The following is a 17,796-nucleotide window of genomic DNA, read 5'->3' as shown; positions in this document are numbered from 1 at the left end:
TTGTCTAAAGTTACCTTTTTTTTACTAAGTGAGATGATTATTGTGTTATTCGCTAGAGCTATAAAATAATATAAAATGCGGTCATTTGGGTTGATAATTGTTTTGGGGAAATGTGCGATCGACTACGAACAAAAATCAACCAAGGGGCAACAATGGCACGTAAATGTTTCATCATCGAAATGGGGATGGGTATAGACCAGCACGGGCAGGAACCGACTGTAGCCTGTGCAAGGGCTGTACGGAATGCGATCGCCCACAATGCTCTCCTAGGCGTCTGGGAAGTGGCGGGTTTGACTGACCCGAATCAGATGATTGTTGAGGTTAAGGTGGCCGTTCCATACCCGGAACAAGTGCGGGAACAGGAGGTGTTGGCTGTGCTGCCTTTTGGCAGCAAAACTCTGATTGTGGAACAAGGAGGCATGATTGTGCCAGGAAGGGCGATCGCCTCTCTGAATGATAAAAATGATGAAATGCTAATCGCTGTGGCGGCTGTGAGTGTTTTTGTGGACACTGAGGACTAATTAATTTTGTGTTGTTTGAATAAATCTGCGGTGAAATACGATCGCCCGATCGCACTTGCTTGTTTCCGCGATCGGGCGATCGTACGCCTGTCTGTTAAAAAATGATTAATTTAGGCTAAGTCTCGAATTAGGAAAAGTAGAGTGCGATCATCGGCTTTTAGGCGATCGCACTCTACCTCCTCTACCTAATATTACGGCTTGCTGGTATCTGCCAACATTTGGTTAACCATTTGCAAGTGCGCCTGAAGGTTCGGCAACTTTTGGGTGGCCCAAGCCTTCAATTCGGGATCTTGTCCCTGTTGAGATTGAGCCTGAAACAAAGCAATAGCCTGATTGTGGCTGTCGATCATAGCCTGCTTATAAGCCCTGTCAAAACTTGTACCAGAGAGTCCCGAAAGTCGATCCATCAAAGCTTTGTTCTGGGTACTGATTTCGGTTGGCAGTTTTACGCCTTTTTGCATTGCTAACTGCATCAATTCTTCATTAGCCTGGGTGTGTTCCTCAAGCATTTCTTGCCCGTATTGTTTCACACTAGCACTAGAACCGCGCTCCACGGCTAACTTGCCGAGCTCCACTTCCATCATACCAATTTGACCTGCTTGCATGGCAAAGTTTTTGTCTTGGCTGCTGAGAGAATTAGGCGAAGTTTCGCTACCTGTGGGAGTGTTGGGAGAACGGCTGGGAGTGTTGTTGATGGGGCTATTTGGAGAACGGCCGGGAGTGTTGTTGGTGGGGGTATTTGGAGTGTTGGGAGTAGTAGCATCGTCGGTAGCGTTATCAGCAAGCTCAAAAACCCGATCGCCCGACTGGTTGAAGCCGTGAGTCTGGCGGTTTAATTCTGCGAATCCCGGCACAGCTATCAAGGAACTAACGCCCGCAATTCCGGCAACTGTTACCAATTTTTTGAACAAACTTTTGCGATTGAGTGAAGTCATGAATTTCTAAGCCTCTAAGTTGTTTTCAAAAGTATGTGAAGCGAAGCTATCCCGTAGGGAATCGCCCCAAACTACCGATGGGAGGGTGTACTGTCTTTCCGAAACAAGTTGATCAAACCAAACGCGCCCAAGGCACCCAGCCACCCGAAATTGTTGGGGCTATCGCGCCGAGCACTCAAAACTCCTGAATTCGTCTCAGCCGGCGTCGATGTCGTATCGGTTGTACCGGTTGTACCCGTTGTACCTGTACCGGTTGTACCCGTGCCCGTCGCGCCGTCTGTTGTACCGGTTGTACCGGTTGTACCTGTCCCGGTTGTACCTGTCCCGGTTGTACCTGTCCCGGTTGTACCGGTTGTACCTGTCCCGGTTGTACCTGTCCCGGTTGTGCCAGTGCCAGTTGTATCGGTTGTGCCAGTGCCGGTTGTATCGGTTGTGCCAGTGCCGGTTGTACCCGTGCCCGTCGTATCGGTTGTACCGGTTGTACCAGTTGTCCCGGTTGTATCGGTTGTACCGGTTGTACCAGTTGTACCTGTTGTATCGGTTGTACCAGTTGTACCTGTTGTATCGGTTGTACCGGTTGTATCGGTTGTACCGGTTGTGCCGGTTGTACCCGTGCCTGTTGTGCCAGTGCCCGTCGTATCGGTTGTACCGGTTGTATCGGTTGTACCGGTTGTACCCGTGCCCGTCGTATCGGTTGTACCGGTTGTACCCGTGCCTGTTGTACCCGTGCCCGTCGTATCGGTTGTACCCGTGCCCGTCGCGCCGTCTGTTGTACCGGTTGTGCCGGTGCCAGTCGTGCCGTCTGTCGTACCAGTTGTGCCGGTACCTGTACCAGTTGTGCCGGTGCCTGTACCAGTTGTGCCGGTGCCTGTACCAGTTGTGCCTGCACCGCTTCCAGCACCGCCTGACTGGGCAGAAGCAGGCACTGCGAAGGAAACCGTTGCTAAACCTAAAGTACAAGCGCTTGCTAAAACAACTTTCAACAATTTAGAAGATTTCATGGTAATGCTTGCTTTTGCATTGAGTCCTGCGATCGCTTGTGATGCCACAACCGCAGGGTAAAATTGACAGCGTAACGTGCAACTTTTCTAACCTTTGCTGTGGAATAATGAAGGTAAAGGAGCATATTTAGTCCCGTTTCCTCGATTATTTACCACGGATAAATTAGACCGCCGCGTTAACAGTTTATAAGCTATTAGGTATCGTTCAAGTTCGCCATTCATCTTTAGGAATATTTGGCAAAATGGCGTTTTATTTCAAGTGGTGGATGATATTTGATGGGGCGGCCGACTAGCTAACTCAAAATTTGTGTACGGGGGATAAAAAGCGGGTTCATCTGAAAAATTTTGGGTTGAGTCACCAGACATATAGGAATCAACCGGGTTTCTGACACAAGCGCGCGGTTGTTCCTATGAATTTTTCCCGGATGCAGGTGCTTTGAGACAGAAATTATTGATTTTCTCACCCTCAATTTTGGGTTAGCGCTACGCCATAGGAGTTAGTTTCAAATTTTATGAGCGTTATTTTTCCTTAACTTGCTGCTGGCAATTTGGGCACTGGCAGAATACCGCTCAAACTTTCCCAGAAACTAAATTATCTCAAAACGCCCGATCGACCGCTCATAGTCCCAGAGCGCCTACAACCCCGCAACAGCAAGGCTTTTGACTGGGATTTGAGTGGTTTCAAACCGGAAAGCGAACTGAGGGCTATCCGAGTCCTGCCCGCGCGAGATTAAATTAACCAGCGGCGGCGCAGTCGTCAGAATTGCTTGTGAGTGCGATCGGCTAAACTCTGATCTAGTAAAGCCAAAACTATGCCAGATAGCGCTTATTCCCTAACACATTTCACAAGCAGATATCAAGTAAGCTGTATCGAATTATTGCCGGAATTCGCTATCTAATTTTCATCTCTTTTTCTCAATTGGCAAGTGAAAAAGCCCAAATCAGATTAATGGCTGTTTCATAAAATAAATTACCCAAACAGGCGGCAGCACCAGCAACGGCAACTAAATTCCTTTGACCGATCCGAATAAATTTAATCTTACATCTGTCATAGGAATGATAAAAATCCGGTTGAAAACTGGCTGTTAGAGAGAGGAAAGTAGTTGCTTATCGTATATAAGATTAAACTTAGGTTTAATAATTAGAGGTCATTATGCCAGAACAACAATTTGACACCTTACCTTCGGAAGCACAAGACCTCCCCAAATGAGATAAACAAATTTTTCAGGCTGCTTTTAAGAGTGCTAGCGAAGATGGAATGAGTGCAGATGGTGCTACTAGCGTTGCTTGGAACAATGTAAAATCTGAATACATTCAAGGCGAAGGTGGCAAGTGGCATCACAAGGGCGACGATATTACCAAACTCGCAAATCTGTACAGTCTGGTGGCAATTAGTTATCAGCCATTAGTAATATCGTGTCCGCTAACATAACCCCTATTCGCTGTGTAGTGAGGGCTTCATTCCTCAACTTTTGATGAAAACGAAGAATCCTCATTATCAACCAATTTCAGTGACGTTATTCTAGCGGGCATGATATCATGAGTCATTAGCAATCTACTCATCACTTATGGTTAATGCTTGACGTTGATAGCTGTTGGAATCGCGGTGGTACACAAGTTAATCGAGCCTGTTAATAGGCTGGCGCATATCCCATTGCAATTCGGCTAAAACGAGCAAGCTAAATACCATTATGGCTCCCGTAAATAGGAAAAGCCAACCCCCCGTGTAAGGTAAAATTAATATTCCCAACAGGTGAAATAAACTTGCCGCTAAAAGCGCGCGCGATCGCACTGCCAATCCCGTCCCCAAATACCCAATTCCGCTCATTCCCAACCACAGGGGACACAGATTCGCCAACACTTTTCCCCAAGTGAGAAAAATTGCTAAATCGGTCAGCAACAATCCTAATAACATTAGTATTACCCAACCGTAAAGCACCCAAATCAGGCGTTCTATTTTGACCCAAGAGTATGTCATGCTTACCATTGCTGCTGTACCTACGAGGCTGAGCGCTGACCAGCAACCGGCTTGCAGCATCCAACTCACAGAAAAAAATTGTGCTGTGCCGAATATGGGTATTAACAGCAAGCTCCACAGCAAGCAAGTTCGATCGAGACAAGTATAAAATTGTGAATAAAATCGATCTTTGCCAAGGGGAAACTGAACCTGCCAAAGCCCTTCTAAATCCTGAACCTCGATGTTAAGCTGTTTCCGGCGCAGAGGCGGAACTGAATAATTAAAAAAGGTCATATCTGACACTATTAAAATTTACAATTAGTTGCTTAGGTAATATCTCACCAGCAATCGCTCTAATTGCAATCTGTCCATCGGATTAATCTAATTAATTGGATGATCTGTCGGCAGAAATAGTTATTTGAGCGCACCAGGTAAAACAGGAAGAGATAGATTGCACAAGTTGATCAAATAGCTCTTGCGACAGATGGCTGGAATATTACTTATTCGATACTTTGAAAATAGTCAACTTTGTTACAGAATTTATGCTCACTTCATCCCATCCTCTCAAACAGGTATTCCACTGCCCGGAAGAATCGGATTTTTACGCGCACTGCTTGGAAAGTTTAGTGTTAAATGCTAGTGACAATTCTCGACTTATCGTAGAGTTTGGTTCAGGAGAGGGAAGTCCAGTTATTAAGTCTTTGCTGAGAAGTGATTTTGATGGGAAAATACAGGGATTTGAGCTAAATAATGTAGCTTGGAAAATTGCTCAGTCTCAAATTAAGGAATATGAACTGAGCGAAAAATACACGGTAAACAATTGCTCTTTTTTTGATTCGCCTTTATACGAATCGGCGGATTGTGTCATCTCAAATCCGCCTTACTTGCCGGCGGTGGATGATCAGATTTACCAGCCGCTGTTGCACGGCGGGAGTGATGGTTCGACAATTGCTAAAAAACTTTTATCTCTGGGCAGCGATGAAGTTTTGCTGATGGTTTCTAGCTATTCTAATCCGGTGGGTTTGGTCGATTATGCCTTGGATCGAGGCTACTCGGTTGCGAATTTTGAGATTGCACCTTTAACTTTTGGCTATTATAGTTCGGAACCCAAAGTGAAAAGCGCGATCGCCAGTCTCAGAGAACAGGGAATGGCTTTTTATTCGGAAAACATCTATCTGCTGGCTGGAGTTTTGTTTAAGAAGCACCAAAAGTCGCAAAGAGATTTGTCGATCGAGCTAATTCAGTTAATGACAGCATTTTAAAATACAGGCCTGGTAGGTGCAAGATGCCTGTTCCACCATTGTCAGCAACAGGCAAGATGCCTGTTCCACAAAGAGTGTATTTCTTGTGGAACAGGCATCTTGCCTGTTCCTCAAAGGCTTATTGAGAATGTCAGCAACAGACAAGATGCCTGTTCCACAAAGAGTGTATTTCTTGTGGAACAGGCATCTTGCCTGTTCCTCAAAGGCTTATTGAGAACGGTGCAAGAGCTAGGGTGCATCAGTCTCTGACGCACCCTACTAGATAGCCGTTAATTCCGTTCTGCGGCTTGGATCGATCGCACCACAGCAGCCCCAGCCCGATCGCCGATCGACTTCTCCTGATCGTACCCCAACACCAGCTCCCAAGCCTCCTGCGGGTATCTATCCACCAGCGGGATCGCCACTTCATCCAACATCCAGCGGCCGTGACGCTCATCTTCTTTGATGTGCAGTTCCCAATAACCCATCGCAGCTTGCGAGAGGCCCAAACGCTGGGCGGCGGCTAGATAATTGCGGTAAGCGACGGGCCCCGCCACCTCAAAATATGTGAGTCCGCCGTTGTAGCGCAGAAAATGCCGCTTGCGTTCGGTAAGCAGGAAGTTGTGATTAATGCCTGCGAGCACTTCCCAAGGCACTAAATCGAAGTACGCTTCCGGTTCCGTACTCATCCCGAATTCTGCCAGCATTTGGGCAAAAAAGGTCGAATGCTTGCGGGGGAGGCGACCGCCGCCGTATTCTTCGATCAGCACTCGCGTAAGGGTGCACTGAATTTCGTTGCCGGCACCGCCGAGGATGCGAGAAAGGCGGCTGGCTTCCACTAAACCGTCGAAAGAAGCGATCGCCAGCAGGTGTTTGTATCCCTCTTCAGTCATCTGTTCCCGCTGGTAGCGATCGAGATCCGTTAGCGGAGGATCGACATCGGCGGCCGCGCGATCGCGCAGCGCTTGCTTGACATCCGGCAATTTTTGCAGCGCTGCAACGTCGATTTGCGCGATTTCCCACTGCTGCCAAGGTTCCTCAATGCGATCGCGCACAGAACGCAAATAGTGCGATCGTTCGTTGTTGTAGCGGCGCAAATCGTCGTACCAAAACAAGTTGAGGCGGTTGATGCGGTAAAGTACGCGCTGCAAGAAGCGGTGAGCGGCCTCATCGCCCGGTTCCTGTTGGTAAGCTGCTTGAATTGCGTAGGCGATCGCGCTTTCAAAATCGCTGACAAGTAACGGTTTTGCCGCCACTGTCTTGTCTAAATCCTCGACTTCTAGCAAATTGACAAATTGCCGATCGGCTGCTTCGTAATTTGGGGGTGCGGGTTGCTTTTTGGGAAGACTCGGCGAGTCGGAAGAAGGAAGTATCTCTAGGGTGTTTTGCATGGAATAAAGTTATGCTAACTCTAATTATTGTGGTGCCTGCCCAAACAGCCAACCGTTGCAGATTGCTGAGGATAATGGCTAATTAATTTCAAGATACCGAATCAATCAGCCGCATACACCTTTCTATTGATAGATATTTTTGGGTTGCGCTGGTTCTCTTCCCTTCTTTTTTCTCTACCTTCGTGTCCTTAGCGCCTTCGCGGTTTCTTAATAAAAAATCCCCACCCAAGTTGTATTTTTTTATGACCGCTGTTAATATAGCTGTGTTTCCATCAACTACAATGGAACCCAAAACTAGAGGAACGGTAAGTTATGGCAGTGCAGTTGCTCAAAAGACTTTTCACCGTAGAAGAATACCATCTGATGGGTAAAGCTGGTATTCTTTCAGAGGGCGATCGCGTGGAATTGATAGAAGGAGAACTTGTTCAAATGGCCGCAATTGGAACTCGTCACGCAGGTTGTGTTAACCGCATTACCCGACTCTTTTGCCGCCTTCCAGAAGAAAGGGCGATTGTGACTGTACAAAACCCCATTCAAGTCAGCCAGCGAACCGAACCGCAACCCGATTTAGTATTGCTGCAACCTCGCGCCGATTACTATTCAACTGCCCATCCTGTCCCATCCGAAGTTTTACTGTTAATAGAAGTAGCTGACACTTCAATAGATTATGACAGAGACGTGAAACTTCCTATTTACGCCCGATCGCAAATTCAGGAAGTCTGGATAGTAAATTTACAGGAAAACTGCTTGGAAGTTTACCGCCAGCCAACGGTTAACGGTTACAGTTTAATGCTGAGGTTTTGGCGTGGCGATCGAGTTTCGCCGCTGGCATTTCCCGAATTTGTAGTTAGTGTGGATTTGGCGATCGGGTAAATAGGGATTATTTGCAGTCAAGCCGATCGCCAAAATACTCCTGATACAACCGACATCTCGGAATGCAATGATTTCCATCCAATTTCACCAACCCCATACTATTTAACTTAAACCCCAATTCTGACCTCAATCTAACTGGCTGGGAAACACTCACAATCTCTCTCATCGCCTCCATTAATTCCGAGTATTTCTCTAAATTCCATAAATGTCGCCGCAAATGATCGCTGTAAATTCCCGCTTCAGTTGCAGATTCTTTCACTAACCGATCTAAAGTCACATCTTGACGCGAAATATGATACATTCCTAAGCGCACTAAATAAGGATTTCCGCCCACTAACCCCATCAATTCTCCAACTTCATTCTCACTCCAATTCAATCCGTGCCGCTTTGCCAAATCTTGCACTTGCTGCGAATTAAACTCTGGCAAGTCTATCGGCAATCCCACATTAAAAGGGGATTTGTTCACATCCAGCGGGATGTAAACTTCTGTCGAATGCACCACAATTAAGCGAAATTTTTTCCAAATATCTCGCCGTTTTGCTTCTTCGTGCAAAGCTCGCAATAACCCAAAGAAGTCGTCGGCAATTTCCGGCGATTCAAATAGGCGATCGCTCTCATCCAAGCCTAACGTCAGAGGTTTTGAGGATTCTGACAGCAAATACTGTTCAAAATAAGCTTTGCAGCACTGATTGCTGCCAATCAAATCGGCTAATTCCCAACACTTGGGCAACTGCTCCAGCATTCCTAACTCTTGACCGATGCTAGCACAAAACCACTGCAAAAATGTATCTGAATTAGCGAATATTTTCCTATTGGCTAGCTGAAAACTCAGCGCTACCGTGCGAGAACCTTGCTGTTCTGCGTGATGCAAAATCCTTGCCATCAAGGAAGTTTTGCCCATTTGTCTGGGTGCTTTTATGCGGATGAGGGCTCCCGGTTGGGCGATCGTCTCGTAACAGCGGGATTCGATCGGAAGGCGATCGATATAAAAACGAGAAGCTATTTCAACTTGTCCTCCCGGCAATTCTGGCGGCGCTGCTGGCAGGGGTTGAATTATGGACTGTTTTGTGCTAGTAATTGCGTTCCATTCTACAGCTAATTCATGGTCGGCAGTTAACGATGTGCGACCTTCTTTGATGATATTGAAAATTTCTGATAATAACTTAAATGAGTCGCCAATACCGCGCCACAGCCAGGGCTGAACTCCTGCTAAATAGCTGAGTAAGTCAAAGGAAAGCGGTGTATTTAATTCAACTAAAATCGGTAAAATTGCTGGTTTGTGAGCCGTTAAATTGTGCAATTCCTTGGCTAGCTGCACTTGTTCCAATACCATTTCGCTAGCGGCCGATTCTTCGGAAATCAGCAACAGCAAATAATCGCAACGCTTTAAATATGAGCCTGAGTCGCTGCTGTTGTTAATAAAAAAGACTTCGTGACCTCCCGCACTCAAAGTTTGGTGTAACTGCTGGGAGAGGGTTTTGTGTGAGGTCGATCGAGCGTTGGCAAAGCCCTCGAAGACGATCGCCACTTTTGCCCTCACCAGCACTACCTCGTCTGGATCTGAATTCGCCTCAAAATCGGCTATATCGCGCCATTCCTGCCCCAATCCGCGACAAATTTCGATGAAATTGGCATAATCCACAGGTTTGCCATTCAGAAAATGGCTGACAGTAGATTGGGCCATCCCTAAATCCTCAGCCAAGATTTTCTGACTGGGAAAGCCATTTCTCAGGAGACAGGATTTAACTGCGCGAATGCACTCTTCGCGCACCCTTAGCGATCGTGGCATTGCTTATCACAATCAAAACACTGAAACCATCATAAATGCCAACCGCCCCTAAAGTCGATGAAAAGTCGATGAAAAGTCGATGAATTTTCAAATAACTCAGTCGCCAACTCAAATAGCCACCTGATTAGATGAGAAATAACAAGGTTGAATCCCATCACAACGAGGTAAAAGCATTGTGTATTCTATCCTAATTTGGTCACTGGCCTCAGCCACTAATCAACCAAGTTTCGCCTTCACCCCGCCCCTATTATGGTTGCTGATCGGAGTTGTGCTTAGTGCGATGGAGCTATTAATCATCAAAACTCAGCCCCAAAAATACAGATTTTACCTGCTAATGATGGGAGCTTCGGCTGTAATTGAATCATTTATTTTGTGGAGAGGTTCGGTAGCATTTGAGTTTAGTTGGGCGAACATAATGTATGAAGATTTTGACTGGCAAATCTTCTACTGGATGGGGATAGCCCTCGCGCTGAGCATCTGGATTCGACCAATTTTCATTGTCCGCAAAAAGTTTGTAATTCCCGAAGCCACCGAAGCGACAACTATCTCCGAAATTTTCCCCGGAGAAACCGGAATGGTGATTTATGAAGGGGCTTCGTGGAAAGCTCGCAATGAAGATTCCCAAGGGGCGATCGCACCCAGACAAAAAGTTTACGTTTTGCGCCGCGAAGGAAACACGCTGATTGTTGTACCTGACAGATTAATTCACATCAACAGCTAAATCTCAGTTAGCTCTTTTATGACTCGGAGATTGAAATCGCTTCTTGCCAAACAAAGTCCCTCTCTAAGAGACTAATAAATCACTATCAACAGTCAACAGTCAACAATCAACAGTCAACAGTCAACAGTCAACAGTCAACTATCAACTATTTACCAGGAGATTCACTATGTATCACTATTTTTTGACGGTATTGCTTGCCATCACCGGAGTATCCTTAGCCAGCAGCGTCAAAATCGTCCGTCAAGGAGATGAGGCGTTAGTTGAAATTTTCGGAAAGTACGATCGAAAAAAACTAGAACCGGGTATAACCTTTTTGATTCCCTTTGTCGAGCAAGTCGCCTATAAACAAACTCTGCGCGAGCAAATTTTAAACTTGCCACCGCAAGAATGCACAACGCGCGATCGGGTGGCTATCACCGTAGATTTTATTGTGTACTGGCGAATCATTGACTTAGAAAAAGCTTCCTACAAAGTGCAGAATCTCAAGGAAGCGATGTTAAATATGCTGATTCTTTCAATTCGGACTCACCTTGCTAAATTATCTGTTGAGGAACTCTACACGGCTCGACATGAGATTAATAATGCTTTAGTGGAAGAGTTGGATACAACGACTGATCCTTGGGGTGTGAAGTTTACGAGGGTGGAATTGCGGGATTTTGCGATCGGCAGTAAAGTGATTCAGCCCACATCCATTGACCGGAAAGAAGTACAAAAGCTGCGAGCTTAGAGATTAGTATTTCCTTCTTTTCGTCGTTACCAGGCTCTTCCTGGTAACGCATATCCAAAGGCTCTACCTCGGCAACTTTAAATCGCATTGTATATACCATTTAAGGAGATAAAACCATGACTAAATATCAAGAATCAAGTATTAGCAATGCAGCGTATGGCGGTTGCGGATGCTTATTGCTGTTAATGGGCATTGTAGTAATTGGCGCGATCGCTCTGCCATCATTTATGAATCAGGGTGGGAGGGCACCGCAATCTGAAAACAAACAGTATGTTAGCGCAATGAACAAAGCCCAGCAAGCCGTATTTATAGAAACAAGTGCTTTTGGTACTTCTTTTGATGCTTTAGGAATTGGCCTTAAAACAGAGACAACAAATTTTAAGTATTCAATTCGTGCAACTAAGAAAGCAGCATTTCATTATGGAGTATCCAAGAAAAAAGACTTGAAAACTTATGTCGGCGGTGTCTTTCTAGTTCCTGCTAAAAACTTTGCTCTAAATGCTGCTAAAGAGGAAAAAACTACAACGTCCATATTGTGCGAAGCTGATTCTCCCGGTACAATTAAACCAGCGGAACCCACATATAAAAATGGTAAAATTGCTTGTGGTAAAGGCACAACACCAGTGACCAGATAATCTAACTATACGCACGATAATGACAGTTGATTACCACTATCAAATCGGCATTCAATTGAAATTTACCGGACTAAAGTCTTTACTACAAACAGGGAGGATAAAAAACTATGAATCAACAAGATTCTAAATCAGCTAGCATTTCACCTAATGGTTGCGGATGCTTATTGCTGTTAATGGGCATTGGAGTAATGGGCGCGATCGCTCTCCCATCATTTCTAGGTGGTTGCAAGGGATGTAAATATAAGAAAATGGAAGGGATACAGTATGTTAGATCAATGAGTCGAGGTCAGCAAGCCTATTTTGCCGAAAAAAATGCTTTTTCCAGTTCTGTTAAGGCTTTGGGAATTAGCCTTAAAACAGAGACAAAAGTTTTCAAGTATTCAATTCGCGCCACTAAGAAAGCAGCATTTAATTATGCAGTAGCAAAGGAAAACGAATTAAAAAGTTATGTCGGCGGTGTTTTTATTGTTCCGCCAAAAAACTTTTTTTCCAATGCTACTCAAGAGGAAATAACTACAACGTTCATATTCTGCGAAACAGAGTTTATCGGTAGAATTAAACCAGCGGAACCCACCTATAAAAATGGTAAAACTGCTTGCGGTAAAGGCACAATACCAATGGTCTCACCAAACTAACTATACGCAATATAATGACAGTCGATTACAAGATTAAATCGGCTCTCAATTGAGATTGACCGGACTAAAGTCTTTACTACAAACAGGGAGGATACAAAACTATGAGTCAACAAGATTCTAAATCAGCTAGCATTTTACCTAATGGTTGCGGGTGCTTATTGCTTTTAATGGGCATTGGAGTAATTGGCGCGATCGCTCTGCCATCATATCTCAATAAGGTTTGGAACATAAAGCAATCGGAAGCCCGAGAGTATGTTAGCTCAATCAACAAAAGTCAGCAAGCCTATTTTGCCGAAAAAAGTATTTTTAGCACTTCTGTAAAGGCTTTAGGAATTGGCATTAAAACCGAGACAGAAAATTACAAATATTCCCTTCTAACCACAAAAAAAGCAACATTTAATTATGGAGTCTCAAAGCAAAAAGACCTTAAAAGCTTTGTCGGTGGTGTCTTTGCAATTCCTGCTACAAAAGTTGACTCAAAGGCTTCTAAAAATGAAATAACGACCAGATATATATTGTGCAGAGCTGATTCTCCTGGTACAATTAAACCAGCGGAACCAACTTATCAAAATGGTGGAATAGTGTGCGGTAAAGGCACAACACAAGTGTCCTAATAATTTAACTAGAGGCTAGATCATGACAGTCGATTACCAATATCAAATCGGCGGCAGTCTCCCCCAAAATGCACCTACTTATGTAGTGCGACAAGCTGACTCAGAACTTTATCAAGCCCTGAAAGCTGGAGAGTTTTGTTACGTGCTCAATTCTCGGCAAATGGGCAAATCCAGTTTGCTGGTGCGAACTGTACAAAAGCTCTCGGCTGATGGCATTGCCTGTGCTACGATCGACCTTTCGGACATTGGCAACCAGCAAGTCTCTCTAGATAAGTGGTACGGCGGCGTCGCTTACAAGCTATTGTGCAGTTTCAACCTGTTTAACCCAGTCGAGTTTATGGCTTGGTGGCTGGAGAGAGAGTTGATGTCACCGGTGCAGCGCTTAGGAGAGTTAATTGAAGAATTGCTGCTGGTCAAAATTTCTCAAAACCTGGTCATTTTTATTGATGAAATTGATAGCGTTCTGAGTTTCCAAGAACCGCTAGACGATTTCTTTGCATTAATTAGATGTTGCTACAATAAACGCGCTCACAATTCCGAATATCAGCGCATTACATTTGCTTTGCTGGGAGTAGCTACCCCATCGGATTTAATTAGCGATGCAACTCGCACGCCTTTTAATATCGGTTTACCTATTGAATTGCACGGTTTTAAATTACAGGAAGCTCTGCCTTTAGCAAAGGGATTTGAGGGAAAAGTAGAAAATCCTCAAGAGATTTTAAAAGAGATTTTGGACTGGACTGGAGGACAGCCATTTCTAACTCAAAAGCTTTGCAAGCTGATTCTGCACCATGTAAAAAGCTTAGCTTCAGCGTCTATTATATCAGACTCAACGGATGAAAGCAAAACTGAAAATTTTACTACAAATCCATCATTATTAATTAGCGAGATAGTGCAATCTCATATTATTGATAATTGGGAATCATCCGATGAACCTGTACACATCAAAACAATTCGCGATCGCCTTCTCAGAAGTCAGCACCGCGCCAGTAGGTTATTAGGGCTATATCAAAAAATATTGCCACTTTCAGAACCCCCCGATTGTAGGGGCGGTGCCCCCGTGCCCGCCCTGGTAGGGGGAATCTGGGCGGATGATACTCCCGAACAAACAGAATTGCGGCTGAGCGGATTAGTAGTAAAACGAGCCGGAAAATTAACCGTATCCAACCGCATTTACGCAGCTATATTCAGCCATAACTGGGTAGAAAAAGCGCTCGGCGACTTGCGCCCCTATGCTGAATCCCTAACAGCATGGATAGCTACAAATTGTCAAGACGAATCTCGCTTGTTGCGCGGTCAAGCACTGGAAGATGCCCAACAGTGGGCGGCCAATAAAAGCTTGAGCACTCAAGATTATCAATTTTTAGGTGTAAGTCAAGAAGCGGAATTTGCCAAATTGCGCGATCGCGAAAAACAAACTCAAACTGAAATTGAACAACTGCGCCGCGAAAAAAAGTTACTAGAGGAACTAAGCGAAGCACAAAAGCAGAAAAAAGTGATTGCAGTTAAACTTTGGCGCGAGCAACAACTGAGAGTGCAAACAGTTACAGGAGCCGCAGTCATATTAATATCAATCCTGATAGTAGCTTTTTGGGTAAAACCGTCAATCGAAGAAAGAAACCACAAAATTCTCACTCTCAGTTTACTATCAGAAACGCTATTTGCCGCAGATAAAAAAGAAGAAGCTTTGCTAGAAAGCATCAGAGCTGTTACAGAAATGAAACGATCGCTCGGAGTGAGTTCAGATATTCAGATGCGAGTGGCGATCGCCCTCGAACAGGCAGTATACAACTTTCGGGAACGCCGCCGCTTGCAGAGTCAAGCCAGTACCCTCGCTTTCGTGAGTTTCAGTCCCGACAGTCAAACAATTGTGACTGCTACCGATGATAATTATATCAAACTTTGGCAAACTAATGGAACTTTGCAAGCAACATTGACAGGGCATACTGATAAAATTATCAGGGCTATTTTCAGTCCTACCGGTCAGATAATTGTCTCTGCAAGCGACGACAAAACTATCAAAATTTGGCAAAAAGATGGCAAGTTAATTCATGATATAAAAGGACACCGCGGTCTGATAACCAGCGTCTGTTTAAGTCCCGATGGTAAAATTATTGCTTCAGCAAGTGCCGATGGAACTGTTAAACTCTGGAAAATCAACGGTGAAGAATTGTCAACTTTAAAAGTGGAACGAGGTTGGATAACCAGCGCCAGTTTTAGCCCAGACGGTCAGATAATTGCTGCGGCTGCCACTGATGGCACTGTTAAACTTTGGAATTTGAGAAAGGTTGCGGAAAAGTTGCAAAAACAGCAGTCAATCCAAGCAAGCACCGATATCAAATTGCTCCGAACTTTACAGGTAGAAAGTGATAAAATTATGAGTGTAACTTTCAGTCCAGACGGAGCAATGCTGGCGGCTGCAAGTGCTGGGGGAACTGCGAGAATTTGGAGCAAAGACGGCACACCACTAACTATTTTAAAGCATACAAGTGGAGTGACTAATATCAGCTTTAGTCCCGACAGTCAAATGTTGCTATCTGCAAGCACAGACAAAATGGTGAGGCTGTGGAACATTGACGGTACATTGCTCAAAACTTTAAAAGGTAACAAGGATGCTGTTTGGAGTGCGAGTTTTAGTCCAGACGGCAAGGCGATCGCAAGTGCTAGTGCTGACGGTACTGTGATGCTGTGGAATTTTAATCTTGACGATTTGTTGCAGCAGGGTTGTAATGGAGCCCGCAGTTATTTTCAGACAAATCCGATCGCAAATCCAAACAATCGCCACCTCTGCGACGGGATTGGAACTCAGTCGGAACTCACGCAAAAAAAACCGGGTCAATCGATTTTAGATTTTAGATTTTAGATTTTAGATTTTAGAATTGAGATTTTAGAATTGAAGCATTGACCCCACGGATAAATTCGGTGGCTTGTATCCTGGATGCTTTCGGTCAAAATGTTGAGTTTTGCAGCAAAGTATCTAGGCAGAAACTGGCTTTTTGACCAAGATTTTCTTGATGGTACAAGCCACCGGATTTATCCGTGGAGTCAATCTAAAATCCTCAAGCCCCCGCATTTATCCCTGGGGTCAATCTAAAATCTAAAATCTAAAATCTAAAATCGATTGACCGCCCCTGCGTCTAGGGCTGATATCGTTAAAATTAGTAGGAGCTAATAGGTAATAGGTAAGCCCGATCGGTGTATTCAACTCTAGAACAAAAGTACCAGCGCCTGCAAAAAGACTTAAGAAACGGAGTCATCGCCCTGGGCGGCATTTTATGCACGGGTACTCTCTGGTATTGCCTGGTGGAAAAATGGTCTTTGCTCGATGCCGCTTACATGACAGTCTTTACCCTAGCAACTGTGGGCTACGGTGAACTTCAGCCCCTTGGTCAACGCGGGCGAATGTTTACTATATGCCTGATTTTGATGGGTGTGATTGTGATAGGTTTCATCGTCAACCGCTTTACAGAAGCGCTGATTGAAGGATATTTTCAAGAAGGAGCAAGAATTAGGCAGCAGCGACGATTGGTAGATTCTTTGATCGGGCATTACATTCTCTGCGGTTTTGGGCGCACTGGCCGCCAAATTGCCTTGGAATTTCAGGCAGAAAACATCTCTTTTGTGGTGATAGATTCGGCGGTACAGTCGGTTGAGGCAGCTTTGACGCTGGGGTACATGGCTGTCCAAGGAGACGCGACTTTGGACGAAATTTTGCTGAGTGTAGGGATCGATCGCGCAATTTGCATAGTAGCAGCTTTGCCTTCGGATGCCGAGAATTTATACACTGTGCTGTCGGCGAAAACTCTGAATCCGAAGGTACGGGCGATCGCCCGCGCCACCACAGAAGAAGCCGTAAAGAAGTTGCAGCGGGGCGGCGCCGATGCCGTAGTATCCCCCTACATTACCGGGGGAAAACGCATGGCTGCGGCTGCTTTGCGGCCTCAAGTTATGGATTTTTTAGATGGTGTTTTGACCGGGACTGATAGTTCTTTTTACATGGAAGAATTTTTGGTCGATCCCAATACTTGTGTCTACGTAGGGCAAACTTTGAGAAATGCCAAGTTGCGATCGCAATCAGGGGCCTTGGTTTTAGCAGTGCGGCGCGCTAGCGGGACTTTGATTGTCGGGCCTACCGGAGAAACTGCGATCGAAGGAGGAGATATGCTGATTTGTTTGGGTACTGCTGAACAACTGCGAACTCTCAATCAAATCCTCAGTCCCCTGAGTTTTCGCCTCCCCCGACCCCCGAACTAATACGATGTCATATCAATTCCGGTTGCACTCCTCTTGATTGTTGACTGTTGACTGTTGACTGTTGACTGTTAAATGTTGAGTCGATTTTATTATTCCAATGCAACCGGAAACGATATGATATCAAATCCGTTGGCATCGGAATAATTCATCTCTCTCTTCCCTTTCTCTGTATCCTCTGTGTCAAGAGCGGTTTCATCATTCCGATACAACCGGAATTGATATGACAACTGACTGTTTGGACATTTGAACAATACCGATGCAACCGGAAACGATATGATTTTAAAAATTCACCATCTCCACCACACAAGGATTTAGGGCAAATAAAAATGCTCTCGGCTACTTTGCCGAGAGCATTTTTGAGCAGTTAAACTGCGTTTTGCTACAGATTTGCAACAATCATAGACAAGTCATAGACAAAAATCGCTGAAACCCAAAGCCGATGGTGGGATTTGAACCCACGACCGTTCGATTACGAAAATTTTATTTGTTTGACTTGGGGGGA

Annotated in this window: 16 protein-coding genes; 11 read left to right on the top strand and 5 right to left on the bottom strand. The window is 45.0% G+C overall.

Annotated features, from left to right (window positions below):
- The first annotated feature begins 152 nt into the window (after nt 1–152).
- Complete coding sequence (locus QUA83_RS10815; protein WP_333168719.1) at nt 153–521, top strand: Lin0512 family protein; 369 nt, start codon at nt 153–155, stop codon at nt 519–521.
- 191 nt (nt 522–712) lie between these two features.
- Here the strand turns inward: QUA83_RS10815 and QUA83_RS10810 are convergent, their stop codons facing one another.
- Both QUA83_RS10810 and QUA83_RS10805 read right to left on the bottom strand, forming a co-directional pair.
- On the bottom strand, nt 713–1,456 hold the full coding sequence (locus tag QUA83_RS10810) for a DUF4142 domain-containing protein (RefSeq protein WP_333293153.1): 744 nt from the start codon (nt 1,454–1,456) through the stop codon (nt 713–715).
- A 71-nt stretch (nt 1,457–1,527) separates the two neighbouring features.
- Nucleotides 1,528–2,457: a hypothetical protein gene (locus QUA83_RS10805; RefSeq protein WP_333293152.1), complete on the bottom strand. Its 930-nt coding sequence runs from the start codon at nt 2,455–2,457 to the stop codon at nt 1,528–1,530.
- Nucleotides 2,458–3,715: 1,258 nt separating this feature from the next.
- Between QUA83_RS10805 and QUA83_RS10800 the strand changes: the two genes are divergently transcribed.
- Nucleotides 3,716–3,889, top strand: coding sequence for a ChaB family protein (locus QUA83_RS10800; protein WP_333293151.1), 174 nt, complete (start codon nt 3,716–3,718; stop codon nt 3,887–3,889).
- Between the two features lie 186 nt (nt 3,890–4,075).
- On the opposite strand, the gene QUA83_RS10795 is transcribed toward QUA83_RS10800, so the two are convergent.
- Complete coding sequence (locus QUA83_RS10795) at nt 4,076–4,708, bottom strand: hypothetical protein (protein ID WP_333293149.1); 633 nt, start codon at nt 4,706–4,708, stop codon at nt 4,076–4,078.
- 248 nt (nt 4,709–4,956) lie between these two features.
- Here QUA83_RS10795 and QUA83_RS10790 point away from each other — a divergent pair, with 248 nt between their 5' ends.
- The gene (locus tag QUA83_RS10790; RefSeq protein WP_333293147.1) at nt 4,957–5,676 is read left to right on the top strand and encodes an SAM-dependent methyltransferase; all 720 of its coding nucleotides are present in this window, start codon (nt 4,957–4,959) and stop codon (nt 5,674–5,676) included.
- Nucleotides 5,677–5,945: 269 nt separating this feature from the next.
- Here the strand turns inward: QUA83_RS10790 and QUA83_RS10785 are convergent, their stop codons facing one another.
- Nucleotides 5,946–7,046 carry an iron-containing redox enzyme family protein gene (locus tag QUA83_RS10785; RefSeq protein WP_333293145.1) on the bottom strand — a complete coding sequence of 367 codons (1,101 nt, stop codon included), beginning with the start codon at nt 7,044–7,046 and terminating at the stop codon, nt 5,946–5,948.
- A gap of 312 nt (nt 7,047–7,358) precedes the next feature.
- Between QUA83_RS10785 and QUA83_RS10780 the strand changes: the two genes are divergently transcribed.
- Complete coding sequence (locus QUA83_RS10780) at nt 7,359–7,919, top strand: Uma2 family endonuclease (RefSeq protein ID WP_333293144.1); 561 nt, start codon at nt 7,359–7,361, stop codon at nt 7,917–7,919.
- A 7-nt stretch (nt 7,920–7,926) separates the two neighbouring features.
- Here the strand turns inward: QUA83_RS10780 and QUA83_RS10775 are convergent, their stop codons facing one another.
- Nucleotides 7,927–9,708, bottom strand: coding sequence for an AAA-like domain-containing protein (locus QUA83_RS10775; protein WP_333293142.1), 1,782 nt, complete (start codon nt 9,706–9,708; stop codon nt 7,927–7,929).
- 175 nt (nt 9,709–9,883) lie between these two features.
- On the opposite strand from QUA83_RS10775, the gene QUA83_RS10770 reads away from it, so the two are divergent.
- The 7 genes from QUA83_RS10770 (at nt 9,884) to QUA83_RS10740 (ending at nt 17,294) form a co-directional block, all read left to right on the top strand.
- Nucleotides 9,884–10,429, top strand: coding sequence for an NfeD family protein (locus QUA83_RS10770; RefSeq protein ID WP_333293141.1), 546 nt, complete (start codon nt 9,884–9,886; stop codon nt 10,427–10,429).
- Nucleotides 10,430–10,595: 166 nt separating this feature from the next.
- Nucleotides 10,596–11,156 carry an SPFH domain-containing protein gene (locus tag QUA83_RS10765; protein ID WP_333293140.1) on the top strand — a complete coding sequence of 187 codons (561 nt, stop codon included), beginning with the start codon at nt 10,596–10,598 and terminating at the stop codon, nt 11,154–11,156.
- 116 nt (nt 11,157–11,272) lie between these two features.
- Entirely contained in the window at nt 11,273–11,791 is a 519-nt protein-coding gene (locus tag QUA83_RS10760) for a type IV pilin-like G/H family protein (protein ID WP_333293139.1), read from the top strand.
- A gap of 107 nt (nt 11,792–11,898) precedes the next feature.
- On the top strand, nt 11,899–12,426 hold the full coding sequence (locus QUA83_RS10755) for a type IV pilin-like G/H family protein (protein WP_333293137.1): 528 nt from the start codon (nt 11,899–11,901) through the stop codon (nt 12,424–12,426).
- A gap of 101 nt (nt 12,427–12,527) precedes the next feature.
- The gene (locus QUA83_RS10750) at nt 12,528–13,040 is read left to right on the top strand and encodes a type IV pilin-like G/H family protein (RefSeq protein ID WP_333293135.1); all 513 of its coding nucleotides are present in this window, start codon (nt 12,528–12,530) and stop codon (nt 13,038–13,040) included.
- 22 nt (nt 13,041–13,062) lie between these two features.
- Nucleotides 13,063–15,903, top strand: a complete 2,841-nt coding sequence (locus QUA83_RS10745; RefSeq protein ID WP_333293133.1) for an AAA-like domain-containing protein — start codon at nt 13,063–13,065, stop codon at nt 15,901–15,903.
- Nucleotides 15,904–16,235: 332 nt separating this feature from the next.
- Entirely contained in the window at nt 16,236–17,294 is a 1,059-nt protein-coding gene (locus tag QUA83_RS10740; protein ID WP_333293131.1) for a potassium channel protein, read from the top strand.
- Nucleotides 17,295–17,796: the final 502 nt, after the last annotated feature.

This window comes from Microcoleus sp. K1-B1, from assembly GCF_036704705.1.
In the GTDB taxonomy this organism is placed as follows: Bacteria; Cyanobacteriota; Cyanobacteriia; order Cyanobacteriales; family Microcoleaceae; genus Microcoleus.
The sequence above is the reverse complement of the archived record's forward strand: the minus strand, read 5'-3'. Positions and strand labels throughout refer to the sequence as shown.

Coding starts and splice junctions, on each gene's coding strand:
- QUA83_RS10810 (WP_333293153.1), bottom strand. CDS start 1,456: ATGACTTCACTCAATCGCAAAAGTTTGTTCAAAAAATTGGTAACAGTT.
- QUA83_RS10780 (WP_333293144.1), top strand. CDS start 7,359: ATGGCAGTGCAGTTGCTCAAAAGACTTTTCACCGTAGAAGAATACCAT.
- QUA83_RS10775 (WP_333293142.1), bottom strand. CDS start 9,708: ATGCCACGATCGCTAAGGGTGCGCGAAGAGTGCATTCGCGCAGTTAAA.
- QUA83_RS10795 (WP_333293149.1), bottom strand. CDS start 4,708: ATGACCTTTTTTAATTATTCAGTTCCGCCTCTGCGCCGGAAACAGCTT.
- QUA83_RS10760 (WP_333293139.1), top strand. CDS start 11,273: ATGACTAAATATCAAGAATCAAGTATTAGCAATGCAGCGTATGGCGGT.
- QUA83_RS10815 (WP_333168719.1), top strand. CDS start 153: ATGGCACGTAAATGTTTCATCATCGAAATGGGGATGGGTATAGACCAG.
- QUA83_RS10785 (WP_333293145.1), bottom strand. CDS start 7,046: ATGCAAAACACCCTAGAGATACTTCCTTCTTCCGACTCGCCGAGTCTT.
- QUA83_RS10790 (WP_333293147.1), top strand. CDS start 4,957: ATGCTCACTTCATCCCATCCTCTCAAACAGGTATTCCACTGCCCGGAA.
- QUA83_RS10750 (WP_333293135.1), top strand. CDS start 12,528: ATGAGTCAACAAGATTCTAAATCAGCTAGCATTTTACCTAATGGTTGC.
- QUA83_RS10755 (WP_333293137.1), top strand. CDS start 11,899: ATGAATCAACAAGATTCTAAATCAGCTAGCATTTCACCTAATGGTTGC.
- QUA83_RS10800 (WP_333293151.1), top strand. CDS start 3,716: ATGAGTGCAGATGGTGCTACTAGCGTTGCTTGGAACAATGTAAAATCT.
- QUA83_RS10745 (WP_333293133.1), top strand. CDS start 13,063: ATGACAGTCGATTACCAATATCAAATCGGCGGCAGTCTCCCCCAAAAT.
- QUA83_RS10765 (WP_333293140.1), top strand. CDS start 10,596: ATGTATCACTATTTTTTGACGGTATTGCTTGCCATCACCGGAGTATCC.
- QUA83_RS10805 (WP_333293152.1), bottom strand. CDS start 2,457: ATGAAATCTTCTAAATTGTTGAAAGTTGTTTTAGCAAGCGCTTGTACT.